At 39.7% G+C, this 20,801-nt stretch carries 16 protein-coding genes and 1 other RNA gene; 16 read left to right on the forward strand and 1 reads right to left on the reverse strand.

The window, feature by feature from the left end; all coding sequences use genetic code 11:
• Positions 1–21: 21 nt before the first annotated feature.
• The 7 genes from AC1TO5_RS13435 to rnpB all read left to right on the forward strand — a co-directional run bounded on the left by AC1TO5_RS13435 (position 22) and on the right by rnpB (position 7,131).
• Positions 22–465 (forward strand): YaiI/YqxD family protein, encoded by a 444-nt coding sequence (locus AC1TO5_RS13435; RefSeq protein WP_482063334.1) that lies wholly within the window; start codon positions 22–24, stop codon positions 463–465.
• A 60-nt stretch (positions 466–525) separates the two neighbouring features.
• A complete protein-coding gene (gene dnaG / locus AC1TO5_RS13440) occupies positions 526–2,367 on the forward strand; it encodes a DNA primase (RefSeq protein ID WP_482063335.1) in 1,842 nt (613 codons plus the stop codon).
• 25 nt (positions 2,368–2,392) lie between these two features.
• Positions 2,393–3,526, forward strand: coding sequence for an RNA polymerase sigma factor RpoD (gene rpoD, locus AC1TO5_RS13445; RefSeq protein WP_482063336.1), 1,134 nt, complete (start codon positions 2,393–2,395; stop codon positions 3,524–3,526).
• A 77-nt stretch (positions 3,527–3,603) separates the two neighbouring features.
• Positions 3,604–4,440, forward strand: coding sequence for a hypothetical protein (locus tag AC1TO5_RS13450; RefSeq protein WP_482063337.1), 837 nt, complete (start codon positions 3,604–3,606; stop codon positions 4,438–4,440).
• The gene (locus AC1TO5_RS13455) at positions 4,440–5,213 is read left to right on the forward strand and encodes a tRNA (adenine(22)-N(1))-methyltransferase (protein ID WP_482063338.1); all 774 of its coding nucleotides are present in this window, start codon (positions 4,440–4,442) and stop codon (positions 5,211–5,213) included. Before AC1TO5_RS13450 ends, AC1TO5_RS13455 begins: the two co-directional genes overlap by 1 nt.
• On the forward strand, positions 5,189–6,310 hold the full coding sequence (locus tag AC1TO5_RS13460; protein WP_482063339.1) for a Nif3-like dinuclear metal center hexameric protein: 1,122 nt from the start codon (positions 5,189–5,191) through the stop codon (positions 6,308–6,310). Before AC1TO5_RS13455 ends, AC1TO5_RS13460 begins: the two co-directional genes overlap by 25 nt.
• A gap of 417 nt (positions 6,311–6,727) precedes the next feature.
• Positions 6,728–7,131: RNase P RNA component class A (gene rnpB / locus AC1TO5_RS13465), an RNA gene on the forward strand.
• Positions 7,132–7,211: 80 nt separating this feature from the next.
• Here rnpB and AC1TO5_RS13470 read toward each other — a convergent pair.
• Positions 7,212–9,053 (reverse strand): S8 family peptidase, encoded by a 1,842-nt coding sequence (locus tag AC1TO5_RS13470; protein WP_482063340.1) that lies wholly within the window; start codon positions 9,051–9,053, stop codon positions 7,212–7,214.
• A 162-nt stretch (positions 9,054–9,215) separates the two neighbouring features.
• On the opposite strand from AC1TO5_RS13470, the gene AC1TO5_RS13475 reads away from it, so the two are divergent.
• From AC1TO5_RS13475 to glgD, 9 genes are all read left to right on the forward strand, one after another.
• Positions 9,216–9,716: a YpuI family protein gene (locus AC1TO5_RS13475; protein ID WP_482063341.1), complete on the forward strand. Its 501-nt coding sequence runs from the start codon at positions 9,216–9,218 to the stop codon at positions 9,714–9,716.
• Positions 9,717–9,771: 55 nt separating this feature from the next.
• Positions 9,772–9,984: a DUF1540 domain-containing protein gene (locus AC1TO5_RS13480; RefSeq protein WP_482063342.1), complete on the forward strand. Its 213-nt coding sequence runs from the start codon at positions 9,772–9,774 to the stop codon at positions 9,982–9,984.
• Positions 9,985–9,990: 6 nt separating this feature from the next.
• Entirely contained in the window at positions 9,991–10,434 is a 444-nt protein-coding gene (locus AC1TO5_RS13485) for a hypothetical protein (RefSeq protein ID WP_482063343.1), read from the forward strand.
• Between the two features lie 215 nt (positions 10,435–10,649).
• Complete coding sequence (locus AC1TO5_RS13490) at positions 10,650–11,429, forward strand: ABC transporter ATP-binding protein (protein WP_482063344.1); 780 nt, start codon at positions 10,650–10,652, stop codon at positions 11,427–11,429.
• Positions 11,405–13,867 (forward strand): hypothetical protein, encoded by a 2,463-nt coding sequence (locus AC1TO5_RS13495; RefSeq protein WP_482063345.1) that lies wholly within the window; start codon positions 11,405–11,407, stop codon positions 13,865–13,867. The genes AC1TO5_RS13490 and AC1TO5_RS13495 overlap by 25 nt, the downstream gene beginning before the upstream one ends.
• A complete protein-coding gene (gene helD / locus AC1TO5_RS13500) occupies positions 13,848–16,154 on the forward strand; it encodes an RNA polymerase recycling motor HelD (protein WP_482063346.1) in 2,307 nt (768 codons plus the stop codon). The genes AC1TO5_RS13495 and helD overlap by 20 nt, the downstream gene beginning before the upstream one ends.
• 131 nt (positions 16,155–16,285) lie before the next feature.
• On the forward strand, positions 16,286–18,190 hold the full coding sequence (glgB, locus tag AC1TO5_RS13505) for a 1,4-alpha-glucan branching protein GlgB (RefSeq protein ID WP_482063347.1): 1,905 nt from the start codon (positions 16,286–16,288) through the stop codon (positions 18,188–18,190).
• 16 nt (positions 18,191–18,206) lie between these two features.
• On the forward strand, positions 18,207–19,367 hold the full coding sequence (locus tag AC1TO5_RS13510; protein WP_482063348.1) for a glucose-1-phosphate adenylyltransferase: 1,161 nt from the start codon (positions 18,207–18,209) through the stop codon (positions 19,365–19,367).
• The gene (glgD, locus tag AC1TO5_RS13515) at positions 19,367–20,482 is read left to right on the forward strand and encodes a glucose-1-phosphate adenylyltransferase subunit GlgD (RefSeq protein ID WP_482063349.1); all 1,116 of its coding nucleotides are present in this window, start codon (positions 19,367–19,369) and stop codon (positions 20,480–20,482) included. Before AC1TO5_RS13510 ends, glgD begins: the two co-directional genes overlap by 1 nt.
• Positions 20,483–20,801 lie beyond the last annotated feature (319 nt).

The raw sequence follows: 20,801 nt of genomic DNA on the forward strand, positions 1-20,801 counted from the left end.
GAGCCTGCGATATCTAAGAAGGTGAATAAGTTGAAAATTATCGTTGATGGTGATGCATGTCCTGTCAAAACTGAAATCATCGAAACTGCTCGGAAATTTCAGACTTCAGTATGTATGGTTGCATCATTCGATCATCGTCTGCCTGATGTAGCCGATGTGGAAATGATTCAAGTAGACCGAAGCGATCAATCCGCTGATATGTATATTGCTAACTATGTAAAAAGAGGTGATATTGTTATTACGCAAGATTTCGGACTGGCATGTATTGTTATGGCAAAACATGCGATTACGATCTCATTTCGTGGAGAACAATATACTGAGGACAATATTGACTACTTATTAGAGCGTAGAGCAGAATCAGCGAAAAGACGTAGACAAGGCTTACGCAGCAAGGGTCCAAAGCCATTTACAGATGAAGATAGGAAAAGATTTCAACAAAAGCTGACAAATATTTTAGAGAATTAGCAGGAGAACTGTGAAGTTTAGCGAATATTAATATGGTGTTAATAGTGAAGGTGATGAACTATGGCTGGAGACTTAATACCAGATGAAGTCATTGATGCAGTAAGAAGACATCATGACATTGTAGAAGTGGTCGGGAAATACGTTCATTTAACTAAAAACGGTAAATATATGAAGGGGTTATGCCCATTTCATTCTGAAAAGACTCCTTCATTCACTGTTACCCCTGAGTTACAAATTTATCATTGCTATGGCTGTGGTAAAGGAGGTAATGTGATTCGATTCGTCGAAGAAATGGAGGGATATACGTTTCCGGAAGCTGTACGAATGCTTGCGGAAGATGCAGGATTACCAATTACGTGGTCTTCTAACACTAGTGCTCACTCTCATGCACAAGATAGTATTCGTCACAAAATTATTGAGGCTCATGAACTAGCAATTAAGTTCTATCATTATTTGTTGAATAATACACAACAAGGTGCTGATGCCAAAAATTATTTACTATCGCGAGGATTGAGTGATAAGCTTATTGATCAATTTATGATCGGCTTTGCACCAAGTGATTGGGACATTTTGACGCGGTTTTTAACAGGACGCGGATTTGAACCTGCATTGTTGGAAAAAGCGGGATTAATTTCTACGAAAAATGACGGGACGAACTATTTTGACCGTTTTCGTAGTCGGATTATGTTTCCAATCTGGGATCGAAATGGTAAAGCTATCGCTTTTGGCGGCAGAATAATCGGAGAAGGACAACCTAAATATTTGAATTCTCCAGAAACGATGTTGTTCACGAAAAGTAAAATGCTCTATAACTTAAATCTAGCGAGACCTGCCATCAAAAAGTCGAAGCAAATTGTGCTATTCGAAGGATATATGGATGTTATAAAGGGGTGGTCTGCAGGAGTAAGTAATGGAGTTGCTACACTCGGAACAGCATTGACAGATGAACATACCTTGTTGTTGAAGCGTCATGCAGATGAGGTTATTGTTTGTTATGATGGCGATTCAGCTGGACAAGCAGCTGTCTACAAATCCATTCCTTCATTAGAAGCGGCAGGTGTTGTAGTCAAAGTAGCTTTACTTCCGAAAGGAATGGATCCGGATGAATATATAGAAGCATATGGAGCAGAAAATTTTCTCTATCAAGTTATAGAAGAAGCTGTCTCAGTTACAAAATTTAAGCTTATATATTCTAGAAAGAACCATATACTTTCTAAAGAAGAAGGCAAACGGGAATATATCGTTGATGCAATAAAAATTGTTGCGGAGTTAGATTCATCTACTGAGCGAGAAATTCATCTGAAGGAAATGTCAAAAGAATTTGAACTATCTTTGGATGCTTTGAAGCAAGATTGTAATGAATACCGAATTCAACAGCAAAATTTAAAGCCTCAAAGGGATAATAACCAAGTTTCGTGGAATAATGGTAGGAATGAAAAGCGAAAAACAGAGATACGCTCGACTGTATTGCCTGCCTACGTGAATGCAGAACGTCGTTTATTGCATATTATGATGCGAGATCGTGATGTTGCCATGGCGGTCCATGATAAATTGGGTGATTCCTTTAACGTATACAATCATGCAGCATTAGCTGCATATTTATATGCGTATTATGCATCAGGCTATGATGCAGATGCTTCACGCTTTATGGCTACATTGGAAGATGAGCAGTTAGAGCGAACAGCATCTGAATTGTTGATGATGGACGGTGGATTCCCGTTCGATGATGATATAATGAATGCTTGGATACAAGATATACGTAAAGTTCCGAGACAGCAAGAACTGGTACAGAAAAAAGAGTTAATGGTACGTGCTGAACGTGCTGGTGATGCTATATTAGCAGCGCAATTAGGTATTGAGATTATATCCCTTGAAAGAGAACTTAACAATTCTCTTAGTTAATATCTAGGGAGGAGGGAGTCGTAAAATGGCGAATGATCAGCATACTGAATTAGATACTGAGCAAAAGTTAGATCACGCGAAGGATCAACTGATTGAAATAGGTAAGAAAAAATCTTCATTAACTTATAAAGAAATAATGGAGAAATTAGCTCCCTTCGATCAAGAACCAGAGCAAATCGATGAATTTTTCGAGCAATTAGATGACCTTGGTATAGAGGTATTGAACGAAAAAGAAGAAGTAAACCCTCTTGCGCCTTCTGGAGATGATCAGGAGCGTGAAGAAAAGGATGACTTTAATTTTGATGATGATCTAGCGTTGCCGCCAGGTATCAAAATTAATGACCCTGTACGTATGTATCTTAAGGAGATTGGTCGAGTTCCATTGCTATCTTCAGAAGATGAGATTGAACTTGCTATTCGGATTGAAAAGGGTGACGAAGAAGCGAAAAAACGTTTGGCAGAAGCGAACTTGCGACTTGTTGTAAGTATCGCAAAACGCTATGTTGGACGTGGAATGCTTTTCTTAGACTTAATTCAAGAAGGTAATATGGGGCTACTTAAAGCAGTTGAGAAATTTGACCACGAGAAGGGCTTTAAGTTCAGTACGTATGCTACATGGTGGATTCGTCAAGCCATTACACGTGCGATCGCTGACCAAGCACGTACGATTCGTATTCCTGTTCATATGGTGGAAACAATCAACAAGCTAATTCGTGTTTCTCGTCAATTACTACAAGAACTTGGGCGCGAACCAACTCCAGAAGAAATTGCTGCTGAGATGGAATTAAGCACTGAAAAAGTTCGTGAAATTATGAAGATCGCTCAAGAGCCAGTGTCACTTGAAACACCTATCGGTGAAGAAGATGATTCTCATCTTGGTGACTTTATTGAGGATCAAGAAGCACTTGCACCAGCAGATGCAGCTGCTTATGAATTATTAAAAGAACAGCTTGAAGATGTACTAGATACTTTAACTGAGCGTGAAGAGAACGTACTTCGCTTACGTTTTGGTCTAGATGATGGTCGTACACGTACATTGGAAGAAGTTGGTAAAGTTTTCGGTGTAACTCGTGAACGTATTCGTCAAATCGAAGCAAAAGCGCTTAGAAAGCTTCGTCATCCAAGCCGCAGCAAACGTCTTAAAGATTTCCTTGAATAGATGATATATGATGAGATGACCTTTCTGCGCTGCAGTTAGGTCATTTTCTCAATAAAGCTAAGGAAAGGAATATGTGCATGAAAGCTGAACGCAGAACGATCATTGTTCGAGAAATTGAACATTGGCGAAGATCCAAATTATTGCCAGATCATTATTGCGACTTTTTAATTAACTTGTACGCTGATCCAGTAGCAGCTCCCAAATCGGAGGTGCCAGAGCATCTCGTAGGAAAAGCAATTATGGCTGTTTCTCAAGCAACAGGAAAACAGTGGTTTCTAACCTTTGGAATTTTCACCTTGATTTCGTTTGTTGTGCTTTATTTTAGCGTTTTTCACATTGTATTGCAAATCGCTCTCATCTTAGTTGGAACGGCGCTATTATTATGGCTTGGAGAAAGAATTAGGAAGAATAATGCACCGATCGGATTTTTAACGATTACATTAGGTCATTTATTGTTTTTATGTGGTGGATTATTTATGATCCATGATCATGAATTTACAGGTTGGTATTGGAATGGCGGCTTAATCGTTATTTGCGCACTCATTTGGATTGTATATGGAATTAAACAAAAATTAAGTGCTCTGCACTTTAGTGGCTGGCTCGCATTTCTTTTAGCCTATTCGTTAATGTTATATCAGCTTACAACAGCTCAAGCGTGGTACGAGGTTCAACTGTACTGGGTTCCGCTAGCTATTCTATATGGTTGGTTATCATGGTTTGTTCATCGCTTTAGCAAGCCTGTAGCGGGCGTGATGTTATTAACAGCAATCTTTACTTGGTTCATGCCTGAAATGTTCCAATTTATGTTCATTGATCAAACAGACTTTCTTCATCTTCAACTTATTGCTAAGATGATTACTGGTGGATTAACGTTATTTTTACTTCGAAAACAATGGATGGTGTGGGTAATTTAATGATTCAACTTTCAAAAAGACTTCAAACCGTTGCAAATTACATAACAGCAGGCAATAAAGTAGCAGATATCGGTTCTGACCATGCGCTATTGCCGGTTTATCTCGTTCAGTCAGCAAAATGCCCATCGGCAATTGCTGGAGAGTTGAATGAAGGCCCGTGGCAAGCAGCCCGTAAGCAAATTGCGAATGCGGGCTTAACCGCGAAAATTGATGCTAGACGTGGTAATGGATTAGCTATTCTAGAGCAGAATGAAGTAGATACGGTTACGATTTGTGGCATGGGCGGCGTATTAATGTCCGACATTCTTGAAGCAGGTCTTCTAGCAGGTCAATTAGAAGGAGTAAAAGAATTAGTTCTTCAGCCTAATGTAGGCGAGGATACAGTTCGAAGCTGGCTAGTTCGTCATGAATGGGCACTTATCGATGAGATGATTATCGAGGAAGATGGTAAAATCTACGAAGTGCTTCATGCCATCAAATCAGTTGAGGCACTACAACATAACAAGCAATTATTCAGTGGTACACATATGACATTACCATTTAACGATACGATGAATGAAGCAATGATGTTCAGAATGGGACCACATCTGTTGCCTAAACGCGATAAAGTGTTGCTAAAAAAATGGAAATCTGAATTACAAAAGCTTGATTACATTATCAATTCGCTGCAGCTATCTACCCTAGATTCTGCAAAAGCGAAGCTTGAAGCTACAGAGCGAGAGAAAAATCACATTTCGGAGGTACTGGAATGGCTGTTCACGGACAAACAATAATACAATATATGGAGCAGTTCGCACCGAAGTATTATGCAGTTGAGCACGACAATATTGGATTGCAGCTCGGAACACTAGATAAAAAAATCGATACTGTACTCATTGCACTTGATGTTACGTTAGCGGTTGTGGAAGAAGCCATTTCTATTGGGGCACAATTAATTATTGCGCATCATGCGATCATTTTCAGACCCATTGCCAAAATAGATACGTCTACCCCTGCCGGGAAATTGTATGAATTATTAATTAAAAATGATATTGCTGTATATATTTCACATACGAATCTTGATGTTGCAATTGGTGGTGTTAATGACTTATTAGCAGATGCTGCTGGAATGGTGTCAGACGGGCGTAAAACACTTGAAACAACTTATGTCGATCCAATGTATAAATTAGTCGTATTCATTCCTCAGAAGTCCTTAGAGAACGTTCAGCAAGCAATATGGCGTGCAGGCGGGGGACATATAGGCAATTACAGTCACTGCAGTTATCAATCTGCGGGTATAGGTACTTTTATGGCTGAAGAAAATAGCAATCCACATGTCGGGAAGAAGCATGAGCTCCATCATGAAGAGGAAGTCCGATTTGAATGTATTGTACAAGGTAGCAATCAACGTAAAGTTGTGCAAGCGATGATTAAGGCGCATCCTTATGAAGAAGTAGCTTATGATCTCATTCCAATTCATAATCAAGGCATTCAATATGGCTTGGGTCGAAGTGGAGCTCTTATTGAACCAACTACACTTGGTCAGCTAGCTGAGAAACTAAAAAAAGTTTATGATGTGCCTGCATTACGTGTTGTAGGTGAGCTTAATACGCCGATCAAAAAAATCGCTGTACTCGGTGGTATGGGAGCCAAGTATGTGAAATCTGCCAAATTTTCAGGTGCTGATGTATTAATTACTGGAGATATAGATTTTCATACTGCTCAAGATGCGCTTGCAGATGGCATGACCATTATTGATCCAGGTCATCATATTGAGAAAGTTATGATTCAAGGTGTTACAAGCTGGCTTACGAACAAATGCAGCAAAGAAAAAGCGGATGTAAACATTGTAGCTTCTTCAGTAGATACTGAGCCTTTTACTTTTGTATAGTTATATTGATTGAGACATTATTTGAAATGCGACGTTGAATATGCTTCAACGCGTTACATCGTGATTACAAGCAATGAAACGAAACCTAGCAATGTGTACGGTGCGAGTACACAAGCGAACAATGCCCGAAACTTTAAATAAAAGTTCAAAAAGCGGGCTTTCAGAACCGAGGAGGTGAAGCGCTACTTGAGAAAGGCGGAAGCGCAAGTGTACATGATTACGTACACGCGATCCTACAATGTTTCTGCAAGAAACATACATCGAAAGCTTATGCTTTACTTTCTAAGTTCACTTCAGATGCGATGTCGAATACGCTCCGCCAAGCATACCCATCGTTATCAAAGTCCGCTTTTTGAATTTCCTAACCTTTACACTTGAGTTATTGTGCGGAAATAGGTATACTGTAATCTGCATCGGAAAGTTTGACAGACAATCGCTGGTAGCCTAGATGCTACGAGAGGAAAGTCCGGGCTCCGCATGGCAGGATGCTGGATAACGTCCAGTCGGCGCAAGCTGAAGGATAGTGCCACAGAAATGGACCGCCGATGGCTGACTTATGTCAGAACAGGTAAGGGTGGAACCGTGGTGTAAGAGACCACGAGGGGCGTGGGTGACTACGTTCCTGGTAAACCCCATCTGGAGCAAAACCGAGAGAATACAGTAGCTTCGAGCTACAGCCTTAGCCTGAGGCGCGTTCGGGTGAGTTGCTTGAGCCATATAGCAATATATGGCCTAGATAGATGATTGTCACTTGTAGTGGGAGGGTCGTTCCCGTTAATACCACTTACAGTACAGAACCCGGCTTAAGGCAAACTTTCCGCACGACTAATGCTAACAACAAAGAGCCATCCACATATCGATTTCGCGATTGCGAAATGTTATGTGGATGGCTCTTATTGTTTTACTGATTAATTAGTCTATCTAATTTGTGTTTAACGGATTGGGGATACGTTTGAAGCGTTCCTTCAAAGGCAGCTGCCATTGTTAATGCGCGATAGACATCGATTTCGCCGTAGCCAAAGTAATCATCTTTTCCAGTATCACCTAGATCAGTTGCGCTTTGTCGCATAATTTCCATAACTTGCACATTGGTAAGTGCAGGATTAAGTGTTCGAATTAATCCGGCCAATGCTGCGACATGAGGAGAAGCCATGGAAGTGCCAGACAAGGATGCATACTGACCACCGATGTATGTGCTCGCTATGGAATCGCCTGGGGCAACGACATCGATATAATCACCATAATTGGAAAATGCTGCGCGCTGTCGATTATTGGAGGTAGCCCCAACTGCGAACACTTCTGGATAGGCTGCAGGATAACCAGGGCGACTCGTATTATCGTTTCCGCTTGCTGCAACAAGCACGACATCATGATTGTAGGCGTATTGGATGGCCTCATGCAAAAAATCAGCTGATGCGTAATTACCTAGGCTCATATTAATAACTTTCGCTCCGTGATCAGTAGCCCAAATAATGCCTTGAGCAACACTATATGTTGAGCCAGCCCCACTACTATTGAGTACTTTCACTGGTAATATTTTGTTATACCAAGATACACCTGCAACTCCTTCATTATTATTAACTGTAGCTCCAATAATACCTGCAACATGAGTACCATGGCCAAAATCATCGTTTGAATTGGTGGAAGAATCGTTTGCGTTATACCCTTCAAGCAGGCGATTAGCTAGGTCAGGGTGATCTGATTGAACTCCAGTATCTAGAACAGCGATAATAACATCCTCGGTACCCTTAGATATATTCCAGCCTGTTGTTGCTTTAATATTTGAAATATTCCATTGATATTTCGCAAACAACGCATCGTTAGGGATAGTTTCATTACTAGTTTCCTCGTTCGTCATATACAAATAGTGGGGCTCAATAAATTTTATTTCATATTTTTCTTTGAAATAAGCAATTAATTGTTCAGTACTTAATTCGTTCGACTTGAAAATAAAGGTAGAATTCATTTTTAAAACTTGCTCACAATGAATATCTTGCTTTAATGACTCCAATTGCTGCTCATTAAGCGCATTTATAAATTGGACAACGACTTCGTTTTTGTAATAATGACTTGCATCGCCGTTATCTTCGCCGTCAATAACGGTAGTATCTACTGTTGAATTGGGTTTTACGGATTCAATTTTCATTTGTCCTTCAGCAGGATACGGAATTAAGCGTAAATTGTTCCGTTGATGCTGTTCCACTTGCGGAAGGATGGATTCTTTCACAACAGCAATAACTTTTGTTTGATCTTTAATTAGACCAAGTACTCGATATTTCACATGATCTAATCCATAAAAACTATCCGAGTCATACCGATCGCCGTTCATATATAATTGAGCAGCTTTTTTCATATATGAATTAGCAAGAGCTTGTTCGGACGAGGGAATATCGCCGCGTTGAATTTTTGTCTTATCACTTTCCCAGCGAATATAAACATAATGCGGATGCTCAGCTTGGAAACGAGACATGATGATTGAAGCTTTTTTTGCTTGCTTTTCATTGGCGAGTAGCTCCAAATCAGATTGCAGCTCAGCAATGACAAGCTGTAAACTGGTGTCCATATTTTTTTGTAGTATTGTCAGCTTTTGACCTTCTTCAATGGCGGCATGTTCACTATCACTTTTCACATTCAATTGAGGCAATTGCGCGATTTCATTGCTTCTTTTATTATTAGGCAAAAGCTGCATTATTAAAATGACAGCTACGATTGCGCCAATAATGGTATACCATTTTTTGGACATTTCATTACACTCCTTAGTGATCTGTTTTGACGTATCCTTATTTTTAGTAAAAGTCAGTATTTTATGCAGAAGAAAGAGTTAAATAGTACCGCTTTGGCACAATTTGTGATAGTATGTAAATGTTATAGTTTTGGTTTGGAATATGAAAGGGGATCTACCAACATGCCTTCGACTAATGTTAAGGGGCTGAGTGAATCAGCTCGTGAGAAACTAAAGGAAGCGATTGCTCAACTTGAACCATTCCTTAACAATTTCTCACTCGATCATCTAATAAGTGAAGAAAAAACAGAAGAAGAACAATTATTTTACAGAGGTTTTCTAGCTGATCTTCGTCATTTGCTTGTATACTCAGAGGTTTCTTTCGAGAAGCTAGGAGTACTACTTAGAAGACCGAATTTTGATACAGATTTTGCCGAACGCGCATTGTATGAAGTATATCATAATTGTGTAAATGCCTTTTTCTATCCTAAAAATGAATGCTATTCCGAGGATGGCCGTTATGCATATACAGGTCAAGATGCGATTCGTTTTCGTTTCAAGCCGAAGCGGGAAGCAAGAAATATTATTATGAATATTACCAAATATTACGAAGACCTACGTGACGAATTGGCATATTACGAAAGTGATTACATGACTCAGCGTCGCATGATGGGGAAAAAATAGGATCGAATAAATCATCTCGATATCAGGGCAAACTGATAGTGGAGGTGATTTTTTTATGCCAAAAGGCGTAGCTTGTAGTGTATCGAATTGTAATTTTTGGGAAGAAAACAATCAATGTGGTGCAGCATCAATTCAAATTGAAATTGACGCACATGCAAATCGGAATTTTATGAATGAGTTTGCCGATGAGCTACTATCTAATGAACATCAGGATGCTGCGAATGAATCAGCAGAAACCTGTTGTCTAACATTCCGTCCAAAGGAGTGATTGTAGATGGCAAGAAATCGGAAATATGGTGGGTTGAGTCGTAATTTTCGTAATCTACCGATAACGCACCGCAGTAATATCCCTCATGATGATACGGCAGTATTGCAGCATGAGCCAATCCCACCATTAGAGCATGGCGGCATATATGAAGAGATGGGTGCAGACTTTACGTATGAGGAAATGGCAGCTTACGATCATGCACCGCGGAAGCTAATGAGCTTCAACGAATCTGATCAGCGTGTAAGTGCTATTGGTTGGTATGTCGGGGTATTAGCATTAGTTATTGCAATAAGTGCATTATTTATTTGGCCATTTTGGACAGGGTTATCGGCATTAGCGTTATCTTTTATGTCTTATTCACAAGGAACAAAAGCAATTGCCTGGCTTACAGGAACGATCGCTGTCGTTGCTATTGCATCATCGATTATTGAATATTTTATCTTATTGTAGTAAGTGATTGAAAAAGCAGGCAGCTGTTCACTTTTTGCAGTGAACATCTCCCTACTAAGACTGTAGATAAACTCCATATAGGAGTTTATCTACAGTCTTCTTTTGTTGGAGGTGGAAATATTACAATACTCTAATAGCTGCTGGAATTGAGAGCAAAGTCAACTATATCGTGGTAGAATGAACATAATACATATGGCGTTATTGGAGGAATTATTATGATTGTAGAAATAGATAATGTAACTTGGGAACGAGAAGATAAAGTAATACTGCAAGATTTAAATTGGTCCATTCAGCAAGGTGAACATTGGTGTTTGCTAGGATTGAATGGTTCTGGAAAGACTACATTACTCAATATGATTAATGGTTATCAGTGGCCAACATCTGGTGCGATTAGTGTATTGGGGCATCGCTTTGGTACATACGATTTACGAGAACTACGTAAAGAAATTGGATGGGTAAGTACGGCACTACAGCAAAAACTATATGGCAGCGATGATGCGCTTAACATTGTTTTGAGTGGAAGAGAAGCATCAATAGGAATATATGACCAACCTTCTGAAGAGGAAATCGAGAAAGCGATGAATCTGTTGCGAACACTACGTTGCGATAATCTCGCGCAACGTGCTTATCGTACATTATCACAAGGTGAGAAGCAAAGAGTGCTTATTGCTCGAGCATTGATGAATGAGCCTAAGTTATTAATATTAGATGAGCCTTGTACAGGACTTGATATTATTGCAAGGGAACAATTACTGGATATGATCGATAACCTATCAAGACGTTCTAATTGTCCGACACTAATCTATGTGACGCATCATGTAGAAGAAATTTTACCTTGTTTCAGTCATACTTTACTATTAAAGAAGGGGGAAATATTTGCTCAGGGTGAAACTTCAGATGTGTTAACCCCTCAGACGATGAGTCAATTTTACGAGGTTCCCGTACATTTAAAAAAGGAGAATGAGCGGTTTTGGTTAACGATTTCGAAGAGGTAGAAGAGGTAATGAAAGAACAACATGTTCAAAAACCATTGAAACAGAAAATGTACGATTGGGTGGAGAGAAGATGGAATCACGTTCGCTTTAAGGAATCTTCTTTTGTTACATCGTTTTCGCTTATTTTCTTGCTTGCACTTTGTCTGGAGTGGGTCGTTGTTATTCCAGGGATACCTACGGGACTGGGAATTATATTTGATTATGTCATATTTGGAACAGTATACGTAATCTCCTTGTTGTTCGCATTCACTCTTATGAGGGCGATATTTGCATTTTTTTATCTACATAAATGTGCAAGTATGATCACAAGTATAACGATATTAATCGCACAAAGTTATATCGTAATGCAGAGATCGAATTGGGGCTGGAAAGTTGCTTTACTTGTGACGGCAATCATCATAGTTATTACTGGTCTCGTTGCTTTATATGCGGCATATTTACGCGCCTTTCGCCAAAAGTCACTTTATTATGTTTCGTGTAGTCTCGTTATACTGTTTCTAGTTATTGCGCTTACCAATGAAATACGTGAAACAATCGTTGGAGATGATGGAGATCAAATTATTCAATTATATAAAGATGTGCTGCTAAGCTCTGATTTGTATTCAAATAAGGAAGATAGTAGTGGAGACATCTCATCGAATGATGAAGATACTAATTCTAAGCTAGATGATGGTGGAGATACAGAACAATCACTATTAACGTTGGATAGATTTACTACTAATCCTGCAGAACAAGGGACGTACGAAGTTAGACATTTCGATTACGAAACTTACACAGACAATGCGGATTTAATGGTAGAAGAAGTGGATGATATTATTTATACGCTGCCGATGGATGGATCAGATGTGCTAAAGGATTGGAAATGGACGAAAGAATTATATTGGGGCTTTACGGAAGATCAAATCCCGATTAATGGTCAAGTGTGGACACCAGTTGGTGAAGGCGAATTTCCAATTGTGTTCATCATGCATGGTAATCATGTAGGAGAAGAAGATTCCTCAGATGGTTATGCTTATTTAGGTGAATTACTAGCTTCTCAAGGGATGATTGTTTGTTCCATCGATGCAAACTTTCTAAACTACTCTGTGTGGTCTGGCATCGTTGACGATGACCAATTATTGCGTTCTTGGTTAATGTTAGCCCATCTGACTTCATTCTACGAACAGCAATATGATCAGCTATCCATTGATTGGGATCAGGTGGCCTTAATCGGTCACTCGCGTGGGGGTCAAGCTGCAGCAATGGCTGTAGATGCCAATAAATGGTTTGTAGATAATGAGATCACCGATATATTAGACAAAGTAGCTGTTAAAGCTGTGGTTGGTATAGCACCAACAGATTACCGGGTTGATAGTAAGCAAGCGAGTTTACACAATGTGAATTATTTGACCCTACATGGTACGATGGACTCCGATCTTACAGAATCGTTTGGTGATAGGCAGTATGAACGTACGCGATTCAATGAGTCTGCTCACTTTAAGGCTACTGTAGAATTGTATCATGCGAATCATGGACAATTTAATACGGTGTGGGGAAAGTATGATGAACAATTTCCGGGAGCTATATTGCTGAATACTGCTGATCTTATATCTGGGGATGACCAGCGATTAGCAACTCAAATATATATTAGCAGCTTTCTACGCGCAAGTTTATTGCAAGAAGCACAATATGAAGCGGTATTCCAAGATTTTCGCACGGTAGGGCAATATTTACCTATAACAGGATATGTTACTCGTTATAGTCATTCGAAAGAAACGTTGATATACGATTTTGAAAAAGAATATGGTGACACGGCGTGGAGTACAACAGCTGAACTAGAAGCAGAAGTTATTGATCTGAAGGGTCGAAGTGATGGAGACAAGCAGAACAGTGGGTTATGGCTGCAATGGCTGGGTGAGCAGCAACAAATTACGTTCAATCTTTCGCGGCAGCAGCAATATATGTTGAATAAACAGATTGAGGCGATCACGATTTCGGTTGCCCGAACGAGCTATCGTCAAGACGAGGAAGCTAGTAATGATGAAGAACAACAATCTACCGCGAACAATGAAGAAAACGAACGTGGTGAATGGATTCCAGATATCGATCAGCTAGACGCAACGCTACCAATTGAGTTAGAATTGTATTCCGAGCAATTTGGGACGATTCGACTTGATCTCGCCGCCTATTTCAGCTTGTTAGCACCTGCGGAAAATGATTTTACGAAATCAAGTGTACTTGAAGGACGGATTAAAAAAGGCAAGTATGATGTTACGATAGAGCCACTATTGCAAACGTATATTATACCAGTTGCTTTATTGGGAACAGAAGCCTCGACGATGGATTTAGCAGATCTACAGCAAATGACACTACATTTCAAACAAATAGTAGGAAGTCTAATTGTTGATAACATAGGAGTTATTACAGAGGGAGGAACACATGTCCAATATAATAGATGATCGAAATAGCGAAGAGCAGCGAGTACACTATATTACACAATTAGTTCGACAGCGCTTGGAAAATATAGAGGATGAAACAGGGGATGTCAAGTCAGATATAGTCAATATAAAAACAAATTTTTGGGATGATGTGACGATAAATTTTGAGGATTCGACAGAAACTGCCGAAACCTATGCAAGTATGAAGCAACAAGCAGAATTACTTTCTGAACGAGAACGTAGCTATAGATTATTGTCTGAACAAATTCGTTTGCTGCATAAATTAGAACAGAGTCCTTATTTCGGCAGAATTGATATTGTTGAAGATGGAGAACCTGTCGAAGCTATTTATCTCGGGGTAGGCTCATTGCTTGATGATAATAATGATAATTACTTGATCTATGATTGGCGTGCTCCGATCAGCAGCGTTTACTATGATTATGGTCCAGGTCCGATTACTTATCGTACACCTAGCGGTACCATTGACGGTGAAATGACATTAAAGCGTCAATATATTATTCGGTATGGAAATTTATTAAGTATGTTTGACACGGGTGTTACGATTGGCGACGAGATTTTACAAGAGGTTCTTGGCAAGCATTCCGATGCTCAGATGAAAAGTATTGTTGCGACGATCCAACAGGAGCAAAATGCGATTATTCGTAATGAACAAGCGAAGCTATTAATTGTTCAAGGAGCTGCAGGCAGTGGTAAAACTTCTGCTGCACTACAACGTGTAGCTTATCTATTATATCGCTATCGCGAAAGCTTGAATGCCGACCAGATTGTATTGTTCAGCCCCAATCCAATGTTCAATAGCTATGTTTCAACAGTGCTACCCGAGCTTGGGGAGCAAAATATGCAGCAAACAACGTATCAACAATATTTAGAACGTAGATTAGGTCGTAACATTCATCTAGAAGACCCATTTACTCAGATGGAGTATAGCTTAACCCAGTATGAGGATCCATCTTATGAAGCGCGTATGGCAAGCATTCATTTGAAATCTTCTACACAGTTTATGGGTGATATTGATGCCTACTTGAAGCATTTAAGTAAGCGGGATATGAAGTTTAAAAATATTGTATTCCGTGATAAAATTCTTATCTCACATGAGCAAATAACGGAGAAATTTTATAGATTAGATTCTTCACAATCGATACCGCTTCGACTGAAGGAATTGACAGAATGGCTGCTGAAGGAATTAACATCGTTAGGGAAAATAGAGCAACGAGAAGCTTGGGTAGATGAGGAAATAGAATTACTTGATACCGAGCAATATGTCGAAGCATTTCAGCATTTGAACAATCGTAAACAATCTAATGAAAACTTGTTCAATGAATTCCAAGCAGAGCATGATTTTTTGGCAGGGAAGATTGTTCAGCAGAAGTTCAAAAAACTAAGAAAGCATGTGAAACTGCTTAGATATGTAAATGTTACAGGCATTTACAAGGAAATGTTTATTGGGCAGCAATGGAGTCGTGACTCCATTCCACTTTGGCGTGAAATAGCGGATTTAACATTAAAGGCATTGGCACAAAAAACGATGCTGTATGAAGATGCAACACCTTATTTGTATTTGAAGGAAAAATTGGAAGGCTTCCAGACCAATACGAGTGTGAAGTATGTATTTATTGACGAAGGTCAAGATTATTCAGCGTTTCAATTGCAATATATGAAGCATGTTTTTCCGAGAAGTAGGATGACAATCGTAGGCGATTTGAATCAATCTATTTTTGTTCACTCGTCTTTGCAGGAAAAGTTCACTCCTTTCGAGAATTTATTCTCAGAGGAAGAAACGGAGCGTATGACATTGCTTCGGAGTTATCGCTCTACTCATGAGATTATTGCCTTCACAGCGTCGATGATTGAAGGTGGCGATCAGATTGTACCATTCAATCGTCATGGTAGGGTTCCAGAAATTACTGTGCTTGATTCCGTCGATCAGTATGATCAACAAATTGATGAAAAGCTACATCATTGGATTCGTGAAGGCTATACGTCGATTGCAATTATTTGCAAGACGGCTCATGAGAGTAAGTTAGTGTTTGAACGACTAGAAGGTCGTTGGAAACGACTACGCTTAATTGATCAAGAAACTGTTACGTTCCAGCACGGTATTATGGTCATTCCAGCATATTTAGCTAAAGGTGTAGAATTTGATGCGGTTATGATCTATAATGCGAGTTCAACCCAATATCATTTGGAAAGTGAACGAAAATTGTTCTACACAGCATGTACGAGAGCGATGCACGAATTACATCTATTTTCACTAGGCACCCCGTCGCCATTTATTCCAAGTAACTAGCATTATAGTACATGTTCAAAAGCTCTGCTTTGAACAATCTCTTATAGTTATTATGGCAAGCTATACGTTATTATATTATTGTAAAACGTATAGCTTGTTTCAATTATAAGTTGTAATATTGGGGGGAAGTGATGGATACTACTATGTTCGGTATTACAAAACAGGAGCTCTATTTGTTCAATCGTGGTTCATCGCATCATAGCTATAGGTTTATGGGAGCACATCCTATTCACTGGAAAGGCGAGGACGGTATTCGCTTTGCTGTATGGGCACCTCAGGCGAAAGCAGTTTCGGTTGTTGGTGATTTCAATCAATGGGATGGCAAGCTTCATAAATTGAGCCCAGTAGTGAGCTCAGGTGTTTTTGTAGCTTTTATTCCTCATTTGCAAGATGGTACACGATATAAGTATGAAATTTTAACGCAGCACAATGAACGAATATTGAAAAGTGATCCATACGCTTTTTATAGTGAGCGGCGACCTAATACAGCATCGATTGTCGTAGGCTTGCCAAGCTTTACATGGACTGATCAAGAGTGGTACAAGGAGCAAGCGGTAAAGCCATCGTACGAAAAACCAATGCTAATCTATGAGGTTCATGCAGGATCATGGAAAATTAAAGGTAAAGAAGATTACTATACATATACTGAGTTAGCCGAGCAACTCGTTCCTTATGTAGCAGATCGGGGATATACTCATATCGAGCTGTTGCCAATTACAGAACATCCACTTGATCAATCTTGGGGCTATCAAGTTGTAGGGTTTTATAGTCCAACGAGTCGGTTTGGGTCACCCGAGCAACTGAAGCAATTGATTAATGCATGTCATCAACACCAGCTTGGTGTTATATTGGATTGGGTTCCTGGTCATTTTTGCAAGGACGATCATGGCTTAAGAAATTTCGATGGCACCCCAATTTTTGAAGGGGCGGATTGGAAGCGAGCTGAGCTGCCTTTATGGGGCACGTTAAGCTTCGATTATAGTAAGCATGAAGTTCAAAGCTTCCTAGTTTCAAACGCGATTTATTGGTTAGATCAATTCCATTTTGATGGCTTACGTGTTGATGCCGTTGCTTCTATGCTCGATCTACACATGGATAAGCCACCTGAATTACATACATTAAATGCTGATGGCGGACATATTAATTTACACGCGATCGCATTCCTCCACAAATTAAATGAAACGATATTTCATTACTACCCCGACGCATTGATGTTAGCGGAGGATTCCTCATCCTACGCATCCGTAACAAAGCCAACTTATATGGGCGGCTTAGGATTTAACTACAAATGGAATATGGGCTGGATGAACGATATGCTCAAATACATGTCGCTCCCGCCGTCAACCCGCACCCAGCAACATCATCTCATAACTTTTTCTATCTGGTACGCATTCAACGAAAATTATATACTACCACTTTCCCATGATGAAGTTGTTCATGGAAAACGTTCTCTACTTAATAAAATGTGGGGAAATTACGAACAGAAATTTGCACAGTTGCGATTATTCTATGGCTATTGGATGACCCATCCTGGTAAGAAACTACTTTTTATGGGTAGTGAATGGGGACAATTCGATGAGTGGAAAGATCAACATCATCTCGATTGGGACGTTTTAAAGTACGACTCTCATCAAAAAATGCATCATTATACGAAGCAATTGAATTGGTTATATCGTAATACTCCTATTCTTTGGGAAAATGAGTTTAATCCGAGTACATTCGATTGGATTGATGTGAACAATGCAGAGCAATCGATCATTTCCTTCAGTAGACAAAGTCAATCTGGAGTGCTTGTTGTAATCGTGAATTTTTCACTTCAATATTACCCGGATTACCGTGTTGGCGTGCCACAAACAGGCATATATACGATATTAATGCATAGTAATGAACTGGAGTACGGTGGTACAACCGAACATGTTCAGCAGGAAATACAAAGTAAAGCGATCGGTATTCATGGTCGTGAGCAAAGTATTTCTATTGAACTCCCCCCATTCACTTTTATGCTATACACACTTCATTCGGGGGACACCATTTAACAAGGAGATGATGTCTATGGTTCGAAAAGAAATGATAGCAATGTTACTAGCCGGTGGTGAAGGTAAACGATTAGGTGTATTAACGAAGGATTTAGCAAAGCCCGCTGTTTATTTTGGCGGGAAATATAGAATTATTGACTTTACATTAAGTAATTGCGCTCATTCAGGCATAGATACTGTTGGCGTGCTCACACAGTATCAGCCATTAGAACTGAATCGATATTTGGGAATTGGTACACCGTGGGGACTTGATCGTCGTGACGGTGGTATGACGATTCTTCCCCCCTATATGCAAAAGAATGGCGGCGTCTGGTACAAAGGGACAGCCAATGCCATCTATCAAAATATTCCGTTTATAGAACGTTACGATCCTGAGTATGTGCTTATTATATCAGGCGATCATATATACAAAATGGATTATGATCTCATGCTTCAAAATCATAAACAATCAGGAGCAGCCGTGACGATCGCTGGTTTTGAAGTCGATTGGAAGGATGCTAGTCGGTTTGGCTTAATGCATATTGATGATGATTCGGTTATTACTGGCTTTGAAGAGAAGCCGAAAAATCCAACAAGTAATTTAGCGTCGATGGGCGTTTATATATTCAACTGGTGCGACTTGAAACGATATTTAGTTAATGATGAGAACAATGTGACATCGAGTAATGATTTTGGTAAAGATATTATTCCGGCAATGATGAATGATAGTTTACTATGCTCATGCTATATTTTCGATGGGTACTGGAAAGATGTCGGAACGATTGATAGTTTATGGGAAGGTAATATGGACTTGTTAGAAGACCAACCATCGCTTGATCTTGGTGATCCGAACTGGCGTATTTACTCGGTGAATCCCAATCAGCCTGCACAATTTGTAACTTCAACTGCCAAGGTAACCTCCAGTCTTATAACGGAAGGCTGCTTTGTCGAAGGCGAGGTTGACCGTTCCATTCTCTTCTATGGCGTCACTCTTGGGGAAGGTAGCATTGTGAAAGAATCAGTCATTATGCCTAAAGTAAAAGTAGGTAGAAACGTGCAAATCTATCGGGCGATTATCGGTGATGGAGCGATCATTGAGGATGGAGCAGTAATCGGTACGCCTGCTAACGAAGAAATAACAGTTATTCCAGTTGGTGAGCATGTGTTTCCACAGGATCAATTGTTGGAGGTGAAGTAATGAAGAATCAAAAAATTATGGGTGTTATTAATCTTATTCATGAAAAAGATGATCTTGATAAATTAACGCAAGGCCGTTGTACAGCAACTGTCCCTTTTGGTTCTCGCTATCGCATTATTGACTTCACACTTTCTAATATGGTTAATTCGCGAATGAATGAAGTAGGCATCTTTGTCCATCAAAAATATCGCTCACTAATGGATCATATCGGAAGCGGGAAAAGCTGGGATCTACAGCATCGTCAAAGTGGGTTATTTGTATTACCTCCGATTACAGATGATGTGCAGGAATTAAGCCGTGGTGATCTATTTCATTTCTACCAAAATCGTGATTACTTCCTACGCTCACAGCCAGAATATGTGCTAATTACTCGGAGTCATATGATTTGCAATATTGATTATCAACAAGTACTTGCTCACCATCTAGAGCAAGAAGCTGATATTACGGTTGTATGTAAGGAAAGTATCGAGCCATTACTTGGTAGAGCAAGAAAAGTGCGGATGAATGAAGCAGGCCGAATTAGTGAAATTCAAGAATCTTATGGGCCTATGATTAGTGACTTTTCTAATATGGAAATGTATTTGATGAAGAAGGAATTACTGATGGATCTCGTAGAAACTTCATTGGCCAAAGGTCATGATCATCTTGTCCGTCATGCTATTGTGTCTAAGCTGGATCAATTGAAGGTGTATGGTTATATCCATGATGGTTTTCTAGCATGTGTGAATACGATTAATAGTTACTATGCCAATAGTATGAAGCTACTTAATCCGAAAGTTTGGAGAGAGTTATTCTATGAACCAGGACCGATCTACACAAAGGTTAAGGATGGTCCACCGGCGCGTTATAAGCAAAATGCTGTTGTGGAGCAATCTATTATTGCCAATGGCTGCTTAATAGAAGGCACAGTTCGCAATAGTATTTTATTCCGCGGGGTACATGTTCATAAAGGAGCAGTCGTGGAAGATAGTATCATCATGCAAAATGGAATAATTTTACCAAATAGTGTAGTGAAATGCAGTATTTTCGATAAAGATGTTGTTATTAAAGAAAACAGAGAAGTCCGTGGTGTGGAGTCGGGACCATACCTAGCAGCAAAGCGTCGCATCATCTAGGTAGGGAAGTTCAAAAAGCGAACTTTGATAACGATGTGATGCGTTGTAGCTTACTCGTATCGAATATGAAGCGAATTTCGAAAGTACGGTTCGCATGTACCAAACACGTACATTTGCGCTTCCGCTTTTCGAAAATTAGCTCCATCTTCTCGGTTCTGAAAGCCCGCTTTTTGAACCTCGATTGGAAGAGGAAGTTCAAAAAGCGAACTTTGATAACGATGTGATGCGTTGTAGCTTACTCGCATCGAATATGAAGCGAATTTCGAAAGTGCGGTTCGCGTGTACCAAACACGTACACTTGCGCTTCCGCCTTTCTCAA

The sequence above is a fragment of the Paenibacillus sp. Y930 genome (genome assembly GCF_056786375.1).